Source organism: Acinetobacter sp. 24-47-39 (assembly GCF_056783825.1).
In genome coordinates, this window is sequence record NZ_JBWYIP010000015.1 from 38,222 (window position 1) to 52,382 (window position 14,161).

The 14,161-nt window shown below is 40.4% G+C and carries 13 protein-coding genes; 4 read left to right on the forward strand and 9 right to left on the reverse strand.

Annotation, left to right across the window (positions count from 1 at the left end; all coding sequences use genetic code 11):
* Nucleotides 1-2 precede the first annotated feature (2 nt).
* The gene (locus AC1M9C_RS13005) at nt 3-3,614 is read left to right on the forward strand and encodes an AAA family ATPase (RefSeq protein WP_481953859.1); all 3,612 of its coding nucleotides are present in this window, start codon (nt 3-5) and stop codon (nt 3,612-3,614) included.
* Between the two features lie 44 nt (nt 3,615-3,658).
* Here AC1M9C_RS13005 and AC1M9C_RS13010 read toward each other — a convergent pair whose 3' ends face one another.
* On the reverse strand, nt 3,659-4,456 hold the full coding sequence (locus AC1M9C_RS13010; RefSeq protein WP_481587874.1) for a thioesterase family protein: 798 nt from the start codon (nt 4,454-4,456) through the stop codon (nt 3,659-3,661).
* A gap of 116 nt (nt 4,457-4,572) precedes the next feature.
* Nucleotides 4,573-5,259 carry a YggS family pyridoxal phosphate-dependent enzyme gene (locus tag AC1M9C_RS13015; RefSeq protein ID WP_035267462.1) on the reverse strand — a complete coding sequence of 229 codons (687 nt, stop codon included), beginning with the start codon at nt 5,257-5,259 and terminating at the stop codon, nt 4,573-4,575.
* A gap of 122 nt (nt 5,260-5,381) precedes the next feature.
* Between AC1M9C_RS13015 and AC1M9C_RS13020 the strand changes: the two genes are divergently transcribed.
* Together AC1M9C_RS13020 and AC1M9C_RS13025 are read left to right on the forward strand one after the other, a co-directional pair.
* Nucleotides 5,382-6,419, forward strand: coding sequence for a type IV pilus twitching motility protein PilT (locus tag AC1M9C_RS13020; protein ID WP_092768204.1), 1,038 nt, complete (start codon nt 5,382-5,384; stop codon nt 6,417-6,419).
* Nucleotides 6,420-6,453: 34 nt separating this feature from the next.
* Nucleotides 6,454-7,578: a PilT/PilU family type 4a pilus ATPase gene (locus tag AC1M9C_RS13025; protein ID WP_481587875.1), complete on the forward strand. Its 1,125-nt coding sequence runs from the start codon at nt 6,454-6,456 to the stop codon at nt 7,576-7,578.
* Between the two features lie 55 nt (nt 7,579-7,633).
* On the opposite strand, the gene fur is transcribed toward AC1M9C_RS13025, so the two are convergent.
* Nucleotides 7,634-8,071 carry a ferric iron uptake transcriptional regulator gene (gene fur / locus AC1M9C_RS13030; RefSeq protein ID WP_035267453.1) on the reverse strand — a complete coding sequence of 146 codons (438 nt, stop codon included), beginning with the start codon at nt 8,069-8,071 and terminating at the stop codon, nt 7,634-7,636.
* A gap of 112 nt (nt 8,072-8,183) precedes the next feature.
* Here fur and AC1M9C_RS13035 point away from each other — a divergent pair, with 112 nt between their 5' ends.
* Nucleotides 8,184-8,582, forward strand: a complete 399-nt coding sequence (locus AC1M9C_RS13035) for an outer membrane protein assembly factor BamE (RefSeq protein WP_092768200.1) — start codon at nt 8,184-8,186, stop codon at nt 8,580-8,582.
* 45 nt (nt 8,583-8,627) lie between these two features.
* On the opposite strand, the gene AC1M9C_RS13040 is transcribed toward AC1M9C_RS13035, so the two are convergent.
* The 6 genes from AC1M9C_RS13040 to dut all read right to left on the reverse strand — a co-directional run bounded on the left by AC1M9C_RS13040 (nt 8,628) and on the right by dut (nt 14,161).
* A complete protein-coding gene (locus AC1M9C_RS13040) occupies nt 8,628-8,951 on the reverse strand; it encodes an RnfH family protein (RefSeq protein WP_092768198.1) in 324 nt (107 codons plus the stop codon).
* Nucleotides 8,948-10,030 carry a hypothetical protein gene (locus AC1M9C_RS13045; RefSeq protein ID WP_481596562.1) on the reverse strand — a complete coding sequence of 361 codons (1,083 nt, stop codon included), beginning with the start codon at nt 10,028-10,030 and terminating at the stop codon, nt 8,948-8,950. Before AC1M9C_RS13045 ends, AC1M9C_RS13040 begins: the two co-directional genes overlap by 4 nt.
* A 109-nt stretch (nt 10,031-10,139) precedes the next feature.
* The gene (locus AC1M9C_RS13050; RefSeq protein WP_481587877.1) at nt 10,140-10,988 is read right to left on the reverse strand and encodes a class II glutamine amidotransferase; all 849 of its coding nucleotides are present in this window, start codon (nt 10,986-10,988) and stop codon (nt 10,140-10,142) included.
* Between the two features lie 172 nt (nt 10,989-11,160).
* Nucleotides 11,161-12,066, reverse strand: coding sequence for an acetylglutamate kinase (argB, locus tag AC1M9C_RS13055; protein WP_481587878.1), 906 nt, complete (start codon nt 12,064-12,066; stop codon nt 11,161-11,163).
* Nucleotides 12,067-12,088: 22 nt separating this feature from the next.
* Complete coding sequence (locus AC1M9C_RS13060) at nt 12,089-13,513, reverse strand: phosphomannomutase/phosphoglucomutase (protein WP_481587879.1); 1,425 nt, start codon at nt 13,511-13,513, stop codon at nt 12,089-12,091.
* 195 nt (nt 13,514-13,708) lie between these two features.
* Entirely contained in the window at nt 13,709-14,161 is a 453-nt protein-coding gene (gene dut / locus AC1M9C_RS13065) for a dUTP diphosphatase (RefSeq protein ID WP_035267418.1), read from the reverse strand.

Consider the following 14,161-nt stretch of genomic DNA (forward strand, 5'->3'; position numbering starts at 1 on the left):
TTATGAAAATTATTCGACTCAGTTTAAACAACTTGGCCTCTTTAGCCGGTGAACAACATATCCATTTTGAACAAGCACCATTGGCGCAGGCAGGTTTGATTGCCATTACTGGTAAAACAGGTGCAGGAAAATCGACGCTGCTCGATGCCATGTGTTTAGCTTTGTACGATGAAATCCCACGTTTACGTGGCGCAGCTGGCAGCATGAAAGATGTAGGCGGCAAAGACATTTCAATTAAAGATTCGAAAAATATTCTGCGTCGTGGTACCACCGCTGGTTTTTCTGAACTTGAATTTATTGCCCTCGATGGCAAACGTTATATTGCGCGTTGGGACATTAGCCGTGCCCGTAAAAAAGTCGATGGCAATTTAAAAGTCGAGCGCTTTGTTCAATGTTTGGATGATGGAATTACTTTAACGCAAAGAATCTCAGAAGTGACCCCGCTCATTGAGAAGCTGATTGGGCTAAGTTTCGAACAATTTACCCGTGCGGTGCTTTTAGCACAGTCTGAAGTCGGGGCATTTTTAAAAGCCAAAGATCATGAACGTGCAGATTTACTCGAATATTTAACCAATTCGCAAATTTTTAGCGAAGTCAGTAAAAAAGCCGCTGATAAATTTAGTGAAATTAAGCAACAACGTGCTGATTTAGAAAAACTGATTGGACATTTGGAAATTCTCTCAGAAGATGAATTGACCGAACTGAATCAACAACATCATGCGCTGAAACTTGTGTTAGAAAATCTTGCACAAGCAGAAAAGCTCCTCGAAAATGATCTAAAATGGCATAAAGACCGCCATGAGCTCTATGCAGGCACGCAAGCAAAAAAAGAAGTCTATGAGGTACAATTAGACGCTGATCTCAAACTGCAACCACAAAAACAACTACTTGCCCAACTCGATGTATTTCAAGAAATTCGTGCCCAATATCAAATACAGAAAGACAGTCAATTAAAACTCAATCAACTGACGCACGATCTTAAAAATTTCCAACCGAAATTACAGCAAGTACACACTCAACATGAGCAAGCGACTCAGCAGTTGCATCAAGCTGAGCAGAATCTGAATCTATGGCAAAGCCAACTGGAACAACTGAAACCGCAATTAGAAAAAGCCACACAGCTTGATCATGAGATTCAAAGTAAAATTCAACAACATCAAATCATCAAACAAGAGCAACAACAGTTTTTTGTAAACCAAGTTCAACCACTTGAACTGCAATGTCAGCAACAGCAAATTGCTTTAAACCAAGCACTACAATCCAAACAACAATTTGAACAGCAATTGCAACAGTCTCAAGAATGGGCTGTTTTTGATGATTCATTTGCCACAACCACACAACGTTTAAACGATTATGTTCAGCAATATCAGCAACTGCAAAGTACGCAACCCACGTTATTGCAACACTCACTCGAGGCATTACAGCAACAACAGTCTGAATTACAACAGCGTATTTCAGTTTGGAAAAATCAGTATCAAGAACTTGCCTTACTGGAACAAAAACTACAACAAAAACAGCAGATCATTCAGAAATATGACCAATCTTCACGTATTTTGGAGCGCCTTGAACAACAGGCTATGCAGATAGTGCACAATGAACAACAGTATCAGCAACTTATTGAACAGCAAGAGCGTAATCAGAAAATTGCAGATGATTTAAAGCAACAGGTCAGCGTACAACAGCAACAGGTCCAACAGATTCAAATTGCTCTACAACAACTTGAGCAAATTTTCGAGCAACAGCGCCTATTGCAACATCAAAGCGTGCAGGATTTGCGTGCCCAGTTGAAACCGAATGAAGCCTGTATGGTCTGTGGTAGCCATACGCATCCTTTTGTTGAACATGCAGATTTACTCAGCAATGCTTTGGGACAATTGCAAGACCAACAGCTACAGCAAGCAAAGCAAGAAGATGATCAACTTCGCCAACAGCTTAAAAAATTGGAAATTGAAGTGTCAAAAGCTGATGCAACTTTGCAGCAACAGCAACGCCAGATTGATGTTCTGGCGCAAAACATCGACTTACAAGTACAGAAACTACATGCTGAATTACAAACCCAAGCTTTAAAGATTGATGCTCAACAACCGATCACAGAAATCTTACACGTGATTCGTACCCATCAAGAACAGACCTCGAAAACCATTGGGCAATTAAAGCTTGAATTAGAACAGGATCAACAGATCCTACACACATGGCGATTGGCACAGCAAAAAGCTGAACAAATGCAATTTGGCTTACAACAACGTCAGCAACTCGAACAACTAATCGAAGCCATCGTAGCTCAGTTTAATGACCCTCAACGGCAACATTGGCAGGCAAATCCGCTGCATTATGCCGAGCAAATATTGCAACACTTGCGACAGCGCCAACAGCTTTTGACAGCGGTCACTGAGCAACACAAATACTGTGAGCACGTAAAAACTGAGTTAAATCAACAACAACTTAAACTTGAGCTCGTGCAAAAACAATCACAGGAAAAATTAGATCAATTGGCTGAAATTGCGCATATTGGAAAATCGCTACGTCATCAACTGAATACCCTGACTGAAGCCTATGCAGGTCGTCAGTATCAGAAGGTGAGCGAATGGCAAGCAACGCTGGATCAAGAGCAACAACAGTTACAACAAGCCATTGCCACACAGCGCCTGCAGTTAAAAGCTAGTGAAGAACAGCGCCAACAACTACAACTGCAACAACAGCATTTAGACAGCCAAATCACACTCAATACTCAACAACTGCAACAGGCGACTGAGCAAATTTCCACATGGATGAAGACTCATCCAGAGATGCAACCGAGTGTGATCGAACAATGTCTTGCAATTGAACATAATCAACACCGACAAATTCGGCAGAACTTGCTCAATCATCAACAGGCTTTAGAAAGTGCAAAAACAGCATGGCAAACACTTGAGGAACACTATGCTAAACATCTCGAACAACAACCTGAACTCAGCTTCGAAGAGGCTCAAAGCAAACTCGCTGAATTGGCATTAGAAAAAACCACACAGCAAAATGCCTGTAATGTAGCTGGTGCAAAGCTACTCATGAATGCGAACAATCAAGCCAACTATGCTAAGTATCAAAGCCAAATTGAGCAAATTAAAGCAGAAGAATATCGTTGGGGTCGTATCTACGATTTGATTGGGCATAAGGAAGGCACCAAGTTTAAAAAGATTGCTCAAGAACACCATTTAGATATTTTGGTGGAATATGCCAACCAACAACTGCAACCCCTATCACAGCGTTATCAATTACATCGTATTCCAGATAGTTTAAGTTTAGCAATTATCGATCTCGATATGAACAGCGAAGTCCGACCTGTGTTGTCCTTATCAGGAGGTGAAACTTTCCTGGTGTCACTTGCCCTTGCTCTTGCAATTGCCAATATGGCATCAGGTTCAATGAAACTTGAATCACTGTTTATTGATGAAGGCTTTGGTACGCTCGACCCAGCATCCTTACATATGGTCATGAATGCCCTCGATCATTTACAAAGCCAAGGTCGTAAGGTCGTGCTCATCTCTCATGTACAAGAAATGCATGAACGTATTCCGGTACAGATTCAAGTCAAACCTGTAGGTGCAGGTGCGAGTACCATTAATATTGTCGGTTAATGATTCATGATAAAAAGTTGAAGCCGTCAAATGACGGCTTTAATCTAAGCCTGTTTTCTTAAAGTTAAAATTTGCTCAGCTCGTCCAAAAGGTCCATTCAGATCATGAAGAATAGATGAAGTTAACCCGATACCGTCATCACCATATTGTTGCACTGTTTCCAGACCTAGCCACTTACCTATTGGCATACGATAGAGATGTATCTGTAAATCTAAATTTGGAAAAGTATAGTTAAACGGCCAACCTTGTCGTGTGACAATTCCATTCGCTGTATCGACCATTCCCATCAACTTCACAAAGTCTGAATGTATTTGTCCTTCAACCATGTCATAAGGATTGGTTAGCCATACAATGCCCTTGCCTGCCCGTCGATCTAAACGGCGTGCCTCAAGTGATTGAATATAGCCTCCAGGCCAGTTTCTAATTTCTTCCCATAAGATCCCCTCGTCAGGATCAGCAACTTTTTGATCTTCTAATCCTGCGACTGCCTGAGTATCACTCATCATCATTCGCCAAGTACGTGCCTGAATACAGCTTTTACCATATGCAGACATGGTCGACTCGATCAATTCAATGGTTTTTCCAGGTCGAATAATTCGAGTTTCAATTTGAAACTCCCCAGCGGGTATCAGGCCCAAAATATCTAAACTTATACGTCCAATCCGTAGGTCAGACCGAGCAGAAAAGTGATCCAACTCTGCACAAATAATCCCTGTTGCGGGCGCCATATGCTGTTCGTGCGCATTCCATGCACCTTGAGCATGTATAGTCGACTTATACTTAGCCAGTACTGATCCATCATCACACACTTTTCGTTCTAAAAGCTGATAATACGAACTCATCCAATTCTTCCCTGTTTTATGATTATGTGAAATATATTGGTTTATTTTTATACATAAAAAGTTGTATTTACAATGACAGCGACTGAACCCGAAAGTTCAGTGCAGACTGAATCCAATCATTTTGAGTAATCTCGCGCCCCAAATAAGGCCGTCCCTATGCGAACCATAGTCGATCCAGCGCTAATCGCATCTTGTAAATCACCCGACATTCCCATACTCAAGGTATCCCAATCAGAAGGATGTGCATGATGCTCTTTCATCTGATCAAAAAGTGTCTTGGCATCATAGAGTGCATCTACATTGCCAGGTGCTGGAATGACCATTAATCCTCGTAATCGAAGTCGAGGTAATATGCTCATTTGAGCAACCAGATCTTCGACCTCTGAAACTGCACAACCATCTTTGCTTTCTTGAGCATCAATATTCACTTGAAGACAAATATTGATAGGCTCCTGTTCGATTGTGCGTTGATTAGAGAGTCGCTCTGCGATAATAAAGCGATCAACCCCATGCACCCATGCAAATTGTTCAGCCAACTGTTTGGTTTTATTGCGTTGTACATGACCAATAAAATGCCATTCGATGTCTAAATCATTCAGCGCTTTGATTTTATCTAATGCTTCTTGCAGGTAATTCTCACCAAATGCTCGTTGACCAGTCTGATACATTTCTCTCAAAATATCCGCTGGATGCGTTTTGGAAACAGCAAGGAGTTTAACCTCGTTAGATTGTCGTTGAGCAACTTCACAGGCTTGTTCAATTTGTTGAATGACACTATTTCTCGCTTGCTCTAGACTCATCATGTATAGCTATCTCAGTTAATTCATCTTTTTTTACTTTCTTGCACGCTAACTGTTGGTTAAGCTGTAGGAAAGCCTTATTATTCTATCAAAATAATTACGATTTTAATGCGTTCGGGGAATTTATGGATATTACAGAATTACTGGCATTTTCAGTGAAAAACGGGGCGTCTGACTTGCACCTTTCTGCAGGAATGCCACCGATGATTCGTGTTGATGGTGAAGTTCGTCGTATTAACTTACCAGCCTTAGAACACAAAGAAGTACACCGCTTAATCTACGACATCATGAATGATAAACAACGTCGCGATTATGAAGAAAAATTAGAAACCGATTTCTCATTTGAAGTACCCGGTGTAGCACGCTTCCGTGTCAACGCATTCAACCAAAATCGTGGCGCTGGCGCGGTATTCCGTACCATTCCTTCTCAAGTGATTTCTATGGAAGACTTGGGCATGGGGCAAATTTTCAAAGACATTTGCGCCTATCCACGAGGAATTGTTTTGGTCACAGGACCAACGGGTTCAGGTAAATCGACTACTCTTGCGGCAATGATGGATTACATTAACGACAACCGTTACGACCATATTTTAACCGTCGAAGATCCAATTGAATTTGTGCACCAATCCAAAAAGTGTTTGATTAACCAGCGTGAAGTGCATCGTGACACACACGGTTTTAATGAAGCGCTACGCTCTGCACTGCGTGAAGATCCAGATATTATTCTCGTCGGTGAAATGCGTGACCTCGAAACCATTCGACTTGCACTTACTGCTGCGGAAACTGGTCACTTGGTGTTTGGAACACTGCATACCACATCTGCCGCAAAAACAATTGACCGTATTATCGACGTGTTTCCTGCCGATGAGAAAGACATGGTTCGTGCCATGCTTTCTGAATCGCTTCAAGCCGTCATCTCTCAAACACTTTTAAAGAAAACAGGTGGCGGTCGGGTAGCTGCTCACGAAATTATGATTGGAATTCCAGCGATTCGAAATCTCATCCGTGAGAACAAAGTTGCACAAATGTATTCTGCAATACAAACCGGTGCAAATTATGGCATGACCACTCTCGATCAAAGTCTCAAAAATCTTGTCGCGAAAGGCATTATTACCCCGCAAGTTGCACGTACAGCGGCTAAACAACCAGAATCATTTTTATAAAAAAGTGAACGTCATTTGATTTAGGGGAATCAAAATGGATTTTAATGACCTGCTCGACATGATGATTGCGCGCAAGGCTTCAGATTTATTTATCAGTGCAGATATTGAACCATCAATGAAAATTAATGGTGAAATTGTGCCTGTAGTTAAAACAAAGCTCACTGGTGAAATCATAGGTCAATTGATTCACTCGATTATGAGTGAAAGACAACGAATTGAATTTGCTGCAACACACGAATGTAATTTTGCTATTGCCAATCGTGATAAAACTGCACGTTTTCGTGTCAGTGCTTTTCAGCAACGTGATCAACCTGGCATGGTTTTACGTCGGATTGAAACTGTCATTCCAAGTATTGATGAGCTGAAACTACCGCCCGTCCTTAAAGATCTAGCAATGACTAAGCGCGGTATCATCTTATTTGTAGGTGCTACTGGTACAGGTAAATCGACTTCGCTTGCAGCAATGATCGGTCATCGTAATCAAAATTCTAAAGGTCATATCATTACCATTGAAGACCCAATCGAATTTATTCATCAACATCAAGGCTGTATCATTACTCAACGTGAAGTTGGCATTGATACAGACTCATTTGAAATTGCACTGAAAAACACACTCCGCCAAGCACCTGATGTCATTCTTATTGGTGAAATTCGCTCACGTGAAACCATGAACTATGCGATTAGTTTCGCTGAAACAGGTCATTTAGTATTTGCGACCTTACATGCCAATAATGCCAACCAAGCCTTAGATCGTATTATTCATTTCTTTGAGACGGATCGTCACAGCCAACTGTTTATGGACCTCTCACTGAATTTGAAGGCGATCATTGCACAACAGTTAATTGCGACTCCTGATAAAAAATCACGTCATCCTGCAATTGAAATCTTAATCAATTCTCCACTGATTTCAGACTTAGTGCGTAAAGGAGAAGTTCATGAAATTAAGGAAGTCATGAAGCGTTCCCGTGAAATTGGAATGCAGACGTTTGATCAAGCGCTATTTGACTTATATAAAGCTGAGAAAATCACTTATGACGAAGCATTGCGTCATGCTGACTCTGCCAACGATTTACGCTTACAAATCAAACTCTCTGAAGAAGATCCAAACTATCTGTTGAATTCTGGCCCCCGCCTCACTTTTGATGGTCAAGATGATTAATCAATAGTGAATAAAAAAGGAGCAATCATTGCTCCTTTTTTACTTTAATCAAGATTTATTTTTTACGGTATGCTTCTTGGCATTCAGGCGCATCGCAATAACCATATAAATTCAAAGAGTGACCTGTTAAAACAAAACCAAGTTGTTCAGCAACATTATGTTGTTCTTGTTCAATCAAATCATTGTGGAATTCAACAACTTTGTTGCAGTTCTGGCAGACCATATGATCGTGGTGATCATCTTGCATGATTTCGAATACAGAGTGATTATTCTCGAAATGATGACGTTGGATAATACCAGCAGCTTCAAACTGAGTTAACACACGATATACAGTTGCTAGACCGACATCTTCGCCTTGCTCAAGTAAGGTCTTATAGATATCTTCCGCGCTCAAATGATGCTGTCTTGAATTTTCTAATAATTCCAAAATCTTGATTCGTGGAAGGGTAACTTTAAGTCCAGCTTTGCGTAAATCTTGATTTGAAATAGGCATATAAAAAGGTCTCTCAACAAATTTTAAGTTGGAATATGCAACAGAGTTGAGATGCAGTATGATCTATCCTTGGATCAATTGCATCATAATTAATTTGGGATAGTGTAGCAAAATGCAAAAAATCATGCTGACGTTATTCGTCGCTTCTTTACTGGGTGGTTGTTCTGTCTTTGGTGTATACAAAGTTGATATTCCTCAAGGAACACCATTAACCCAAGCGCAAGCTTCAAAAATTCAAGTCGGGATGACTTACCAACAAGTTCGTTTTTTACTTGGTAGCCCAACCATTTCAGATCCTTTGAATCCTTTACGTTGGGATTACATCTACAATTATACCCCAGGTACATATGCTAAAAAAGCAAATATTCCTGCAACTCAAGGTCAGCATCTAAAAGTATATTTCGATGGTTCTGGCGTCGTGAATAAAATCGAAGGTTTAGAAACTATCCCAGAAACTCAACCTGGTTTACCAGGTTCGAAAGATGCGATTTTGAACGCGCCACCACTATAAAGAATTAGACATAAAAGAAAACCCCTCAAAGAGGGGTTTTTCATATCATTTCAATTGTTTAAAGCGATTGCCACGACAATAGCGCCCAACTGGATTCGCTGCTGCCCGCTTACGGCGAATATCTTTTGGATTAATCGTTAATGCCCGATAGATTTCCACCCGATCACCTGCTTGCAGAACATGCGATTGATCTTGTACTTTCGTCCCAAAAATTCCAACAGCATACTCGTCTGGCAACTGCGTACACGACGCGATACCACTTTGTGTAATAGCATCCGCAACAGACATGCCTTCCACAAATTCAAGTTCAATGTGAAACTGCTGGTCTACAGCAGCATAAGCAACCCAAACTTTTGCATTTTGGATCATGGTAACAATTGACCTAAGTAAGAAATCATTGCAGCCACAATTGCTAAAGGTGTCACAATACGTACAGCCACACGCCAGATATTATAAAAAGCTTCATTACTAAAATTCAGCGCTTTACGTAAATGACTAATTTTCATGATCCAACCCACGAAAATTGCATAGATTAAACAAATGCTTAATCCCCAAAGCATTAAAATCGGAGTTAAAAATAGATCGGCTGCAGGGAATACCCAAATTAAAAGTGGTGCAAGCAATAAAAAATATTGCACCGCTTGTGCTAATCCACGATGTGCGAGTTGTTCCTTACCAAGTTGCAGGAGTAAAGCTACTGCAAATATTGTCGCGATTAAAACGATATATGCTGGAATTGCAGCACTAATTGCAAAATATCCAAATCCAGCCACAGCCACCAGTTGCGCTAGCCAAATCGGTAAAGTTTTTGGCGTTGCAGCATCTTGTTTCTCTTGATTGAGATTTGTCTGCCAATATAATCCAAGCCCGAGACCTGAAGCTACTAAAGCGAGAATAGTTGCATTGCCCCACTCTTTAAACTCAACAGGAGTCAGCTGCCAATCATTGACTTGGACACCAAAAACCTGAGCCGCGATTAAACTTGCAATCGTTGCAATCGCAGTAAGTACAACCAATACAGAACGTTGAAGAAATGATAAACCAAATGCAATGAATGCTGCGATACCCATCAAAATATTTGAACCAATACCAAAATCATTTTGTTGTGCTACAGCATTAGAAGTATTAAGTAATATACCGCCTGCTAAGAATGGAATAAAAATAACAGCAAGCCAGCCCACTACTCTCCAACGTTGGTTTGCATCGGCTTCACGGGTCAATTTTGATAATGCGTTCAGCGCTGAAGTTTGAGCTCGTTTCGCCAATCCAATTTCTAAATAAATAATTGGCAACGCTAAAAACAACATCGTTGCAAACCAAAGTAACCAAAAATCTAGTTGTCGATCAATTTGCAAGCCTAAGCTTGGTGCCAGACCCACAATAATGATAAATGATAAACAAAATGCCATCAGCGGCGATAACCATCGTGACATAGCGGTGTCCTGCATGAGGTATTCCATTAAAAAGTTTTACGCTATTTTGCCTAGCTCAATCATTAAAATCAAAGTCTGGCGTTAAAAAAGTAAGTGTAGATCTTAGCCACTTCAAATTAAATTTTTAATATTGATCCGCGCGAGTAACACGCTTCAAGCTTGGGTCACGGGCTTCTCTGACCAATCGCTCAACGTGAGTTATTGTACGTAATGTTGGCTTACCATCCTGAAATAAAATCATTTCGCCGGGCGTATATGCAAACCAAGCTTCATTATCTGTTAATGGTTCTGTCGTAATTACAGCCACACGATCTTCAGGTGTCGTGACCTGACTAAAATCGACTTCAACATCAATATCAATTAATCGTGCAGGTTGAAATGGATATTCGCGAACAATCCAGTGTAATTTTGTGGTCGCATAACTATACAAAGCCTGTCCATTTGATAAACAAAAATTGAATGTCCCATGCTCTGCTATTGTTGGTGAAATTTCTTCTAATGCATGAAATACATCTTGGACACTTGGCTCTACATAACCAAACTTTTGTACGAGATGTTCTAATAAATAGCAAAATGCAAGCTCACTATCTGTATTACCTACTGGTGTGAACTGTCCCGACAACCTTGGATGAAAATTATGCAGATCGCCATTATGCGCGAAAATCCATTGTCTCCCCCACAATTCACGAATAAATGGATGAGAATTTTCTAAAGTAATTTTTCCCTGTGTTGCTTTACGAATATGGGCAATGACATTACGCGATTTAATCGGGTAATTACGAACTAATTCTGCAATTGGAGACTCGACTGCAGATTGGTTATCAACAAATAAGCGACATGCCTTATCCTCAAAGAAAGCGATGCCAAAACCATCTGAGTGATCTGACGTTATTCCAGCGCGCTGAGAAAAACCACGAAAAGAAAACGTAATATCCGTAGGGGTGGCACAATTCATTCCAAGTAGTTGGCACATAATCTTTCATTTTGCTTTAATTATCAGTTTTATTGTGCATCAGCCTTATAGATCTTGCAAATATGAATATAGCAATTGAATATGTTTTATGCTGGATATATGGGACATAAAACGATTATTCTTATCAAACAAAAAAAGCCACCGAAGTGACTTTTTATTATGTGATTATGAATTAGTGCGCCGACTTAGAACGATTGGTAATCAATGTTCCAACACCGTGATCCGTAAAAATTTCCAACAAAGTCGCATGTGGAACACGACCATCCACAATATGCGCGCTCACTACACCCCCTTTCACCGCATCAAGCGCACATCCCACTTTCGGAATCATACCGCCGTAGATCACACCTGTATCGATCAAGCGATCGACTTCTTGTGTTGTTAGTCCAGTGAGTAGGTTTTTATTCTCATCCAATACACCACTGATATTCGTAAGAAGAATTAACTTTTCTGCACCCAAAGCTTCAGCAACTTTACCAGCAACTAAATCTGCATTGATATTGTAAGTATTACCTTCCTCATCAACACCGAGTGGCGCAATCACTGGAATAAAATCACTTTGAGTGAACATTTCCAGAACGTCAGTTTTTACACCGACCACTTCACCCACTAACCCAAGATCAATTTGTTGAACAGATCCATCCTCTTGGGTTTTTTCCATCAACAACTTTTGAGCACGAATTAAGTTACCGTCTTTACCCGTTAATCCAATTGCACGACCACCATGTTGATTGATCAAATTCACAATAGACTTATTTACACTTCCGCCCAACACCATTTCTACAACTTCCATAGTTGCAGGATCAGTTACACGCATTCCATCAATACGGTCTGATTCACGCCCAAGTTGTTTCAAAAATGAATCGACTTGAGGACCACCACCATGAACCACAACCGGATTAAGACCAACTGTTTTCAGAAGCACGATATCACGGGCAAACGAACTTTCTAATGCAGGATCAGTCATTGCATTGCCGCCATATTTCACTACAAGTGTTTTACCTGTAAATCTTTGGATGTATGGCAAAGCTTCTGTCAAAATTTGAGCTTTGTCGATGCCAGTTTGTTGGTGTGGCATTCGCCTCTCCTTCATTCCTACATTAGTGTGCATTCAAAATACTTTGAGCAAGCACAGGATATTTTTCATTTAAAATTTTTACAAAATGCTGGCGAATTTCATAAAGTTTTGATGGACTATCTGCATCAAACCGTACCGTGAAGTATTCACCAGTATTTGATGCTCGCATAATGCCAAATCCGTAGTCAAAATCAAGGCGAATACCATCGATTTTACTCATTTTAGCCCCAGTACTTTTACAATTCTGCTCTATCAAGGCTAGGACGTCTTGCGGATTTGCATCTTGAGTTTCAATATAGGTATCTTCAGTACCAAAGCGATCTGGGAATTGAGCGAGATATTCAGATAGCGTGATATTAAGTTGACTCAATGCCTCCATGACCCGTAATGCTGCATAGATACCATCATCGTAACCAAAACCACGACCATCATTGAAGACATAATGACCCGCATATTCTCCCCCAAAAACAGCTCGACCTTTGGATTGGGAAATATAACGGCGCATGAAACTGCTGCCAGTACGAATCATTTTTGCGATGCCTTGTAATTGTTCAATGGTTTTTGACACCATCGTTGAACATTTTACGTCATAAACAATTTCATGATGTGGATGCTGAGTTAAACACAATGATGCGAATAATGCCAACAAGCGATCAGCAGACACAATGTGAGCATTCTCATCCAGAATGACGGCACGATCACCATCACCATCGAGAGCAATCCCTAAATCCGCCTGATGCAACAAAATTTTTTCTTTTAACTGCGTCAAATGCTTCGCTTGTGAAGGGTCTGGAGGATGATCTGGAAACTCTCCATTTTCACAACAACGTATTGAAATGACTTCGCATCCCATTTTTTGTAGTACTAAATCAGCACAACGCCCAGCGGCACCATGCATACCATCTAATACAACCTTGAGTGGACGCTTTAATTGAATATCCTTGAGCAAAGCATGCTGATAAGCCAAGCAATACTCTGATTTAATCTGATGTGTCAGTTGAGGTGGCGTTGGAAAGTGATCATGTTGAAAATAGAAACCTTCTGCATACTCCCCAACATTTTGAATCATGTCTGGACAAGGTGGTTCATATTCAATAATCCATTTAATCCCATTATCATGTTTAGGGTTATGACTCGCGGTCACCATGATGCCATTGCCATTTTTATGTCGAGCAGCAAAATACATTTGTGGGGTTGAACAACATCCAATGTTCTCGACATTCATCCCTTGTTTTTTGAAGACTGATTCAATAATCCAAGCAAAAGTAGGTCCAGTCAGTCGAGCGTCGTAACCTAGCACGATACTTTTCTGACCACGTGATTGATACTGAGCAACGAGCCCATGTGCAATCGCATAAATTGTTCTTGTATCCAATTGACTGACTTTTCCGCGAATATCATAAGCACGGAAAATTTGTCTTGGAAAAATAAGTGGTTGGGTATTCATTCTTAATTAACACCGTTGACTGCTGAGTCAGAACAGCGTGATGAGAGTTGATCCAAATAAATTTTGAATATATTGAGTAATAAAAAATATCGTTATTCTTTATATAACGTGTACCAATTTCAATTTATATAATCTTTGTTAATATTTTGCAACATATAAATAAAAGCCTGATTTTACAGGCTTTTATCCAAAATACTATTGTTTTCCAGTGTGTCCGAATCCACCAGCTCCTCGCTCACTTGCCTTGAATTCGTCAACTAAATCAAATTCAGCTTGTAAAACAGGAACCAATACGTATTGAGCCAATCGCTCACCTGGCTCTAATGTAAATGCATTTTGACTGCGGTTCCAAACTGAAACCATTAATTCACCTTGATAATCTGAATCAATTAGACCGACGAGATTTCCTAATACAATCCCGTGTTTATGACCTAAGCCAGAACGAGGCAAAATCAAACCCGCATAACTTGGGTCTTCGATATAAATTGCCATACCTGTTTTAACTAAAACAGTCTGACCAGGCTCAATAGTGATCGCTTCATCTACACATGCACGTAAATCTAAACCTGCTGATCCTGTTGTTGCATAAGTAGGTAATGGCCATTCTTGACCAAGTCGTTGGTCAAGTACTTTAACTTGAACTTTCAT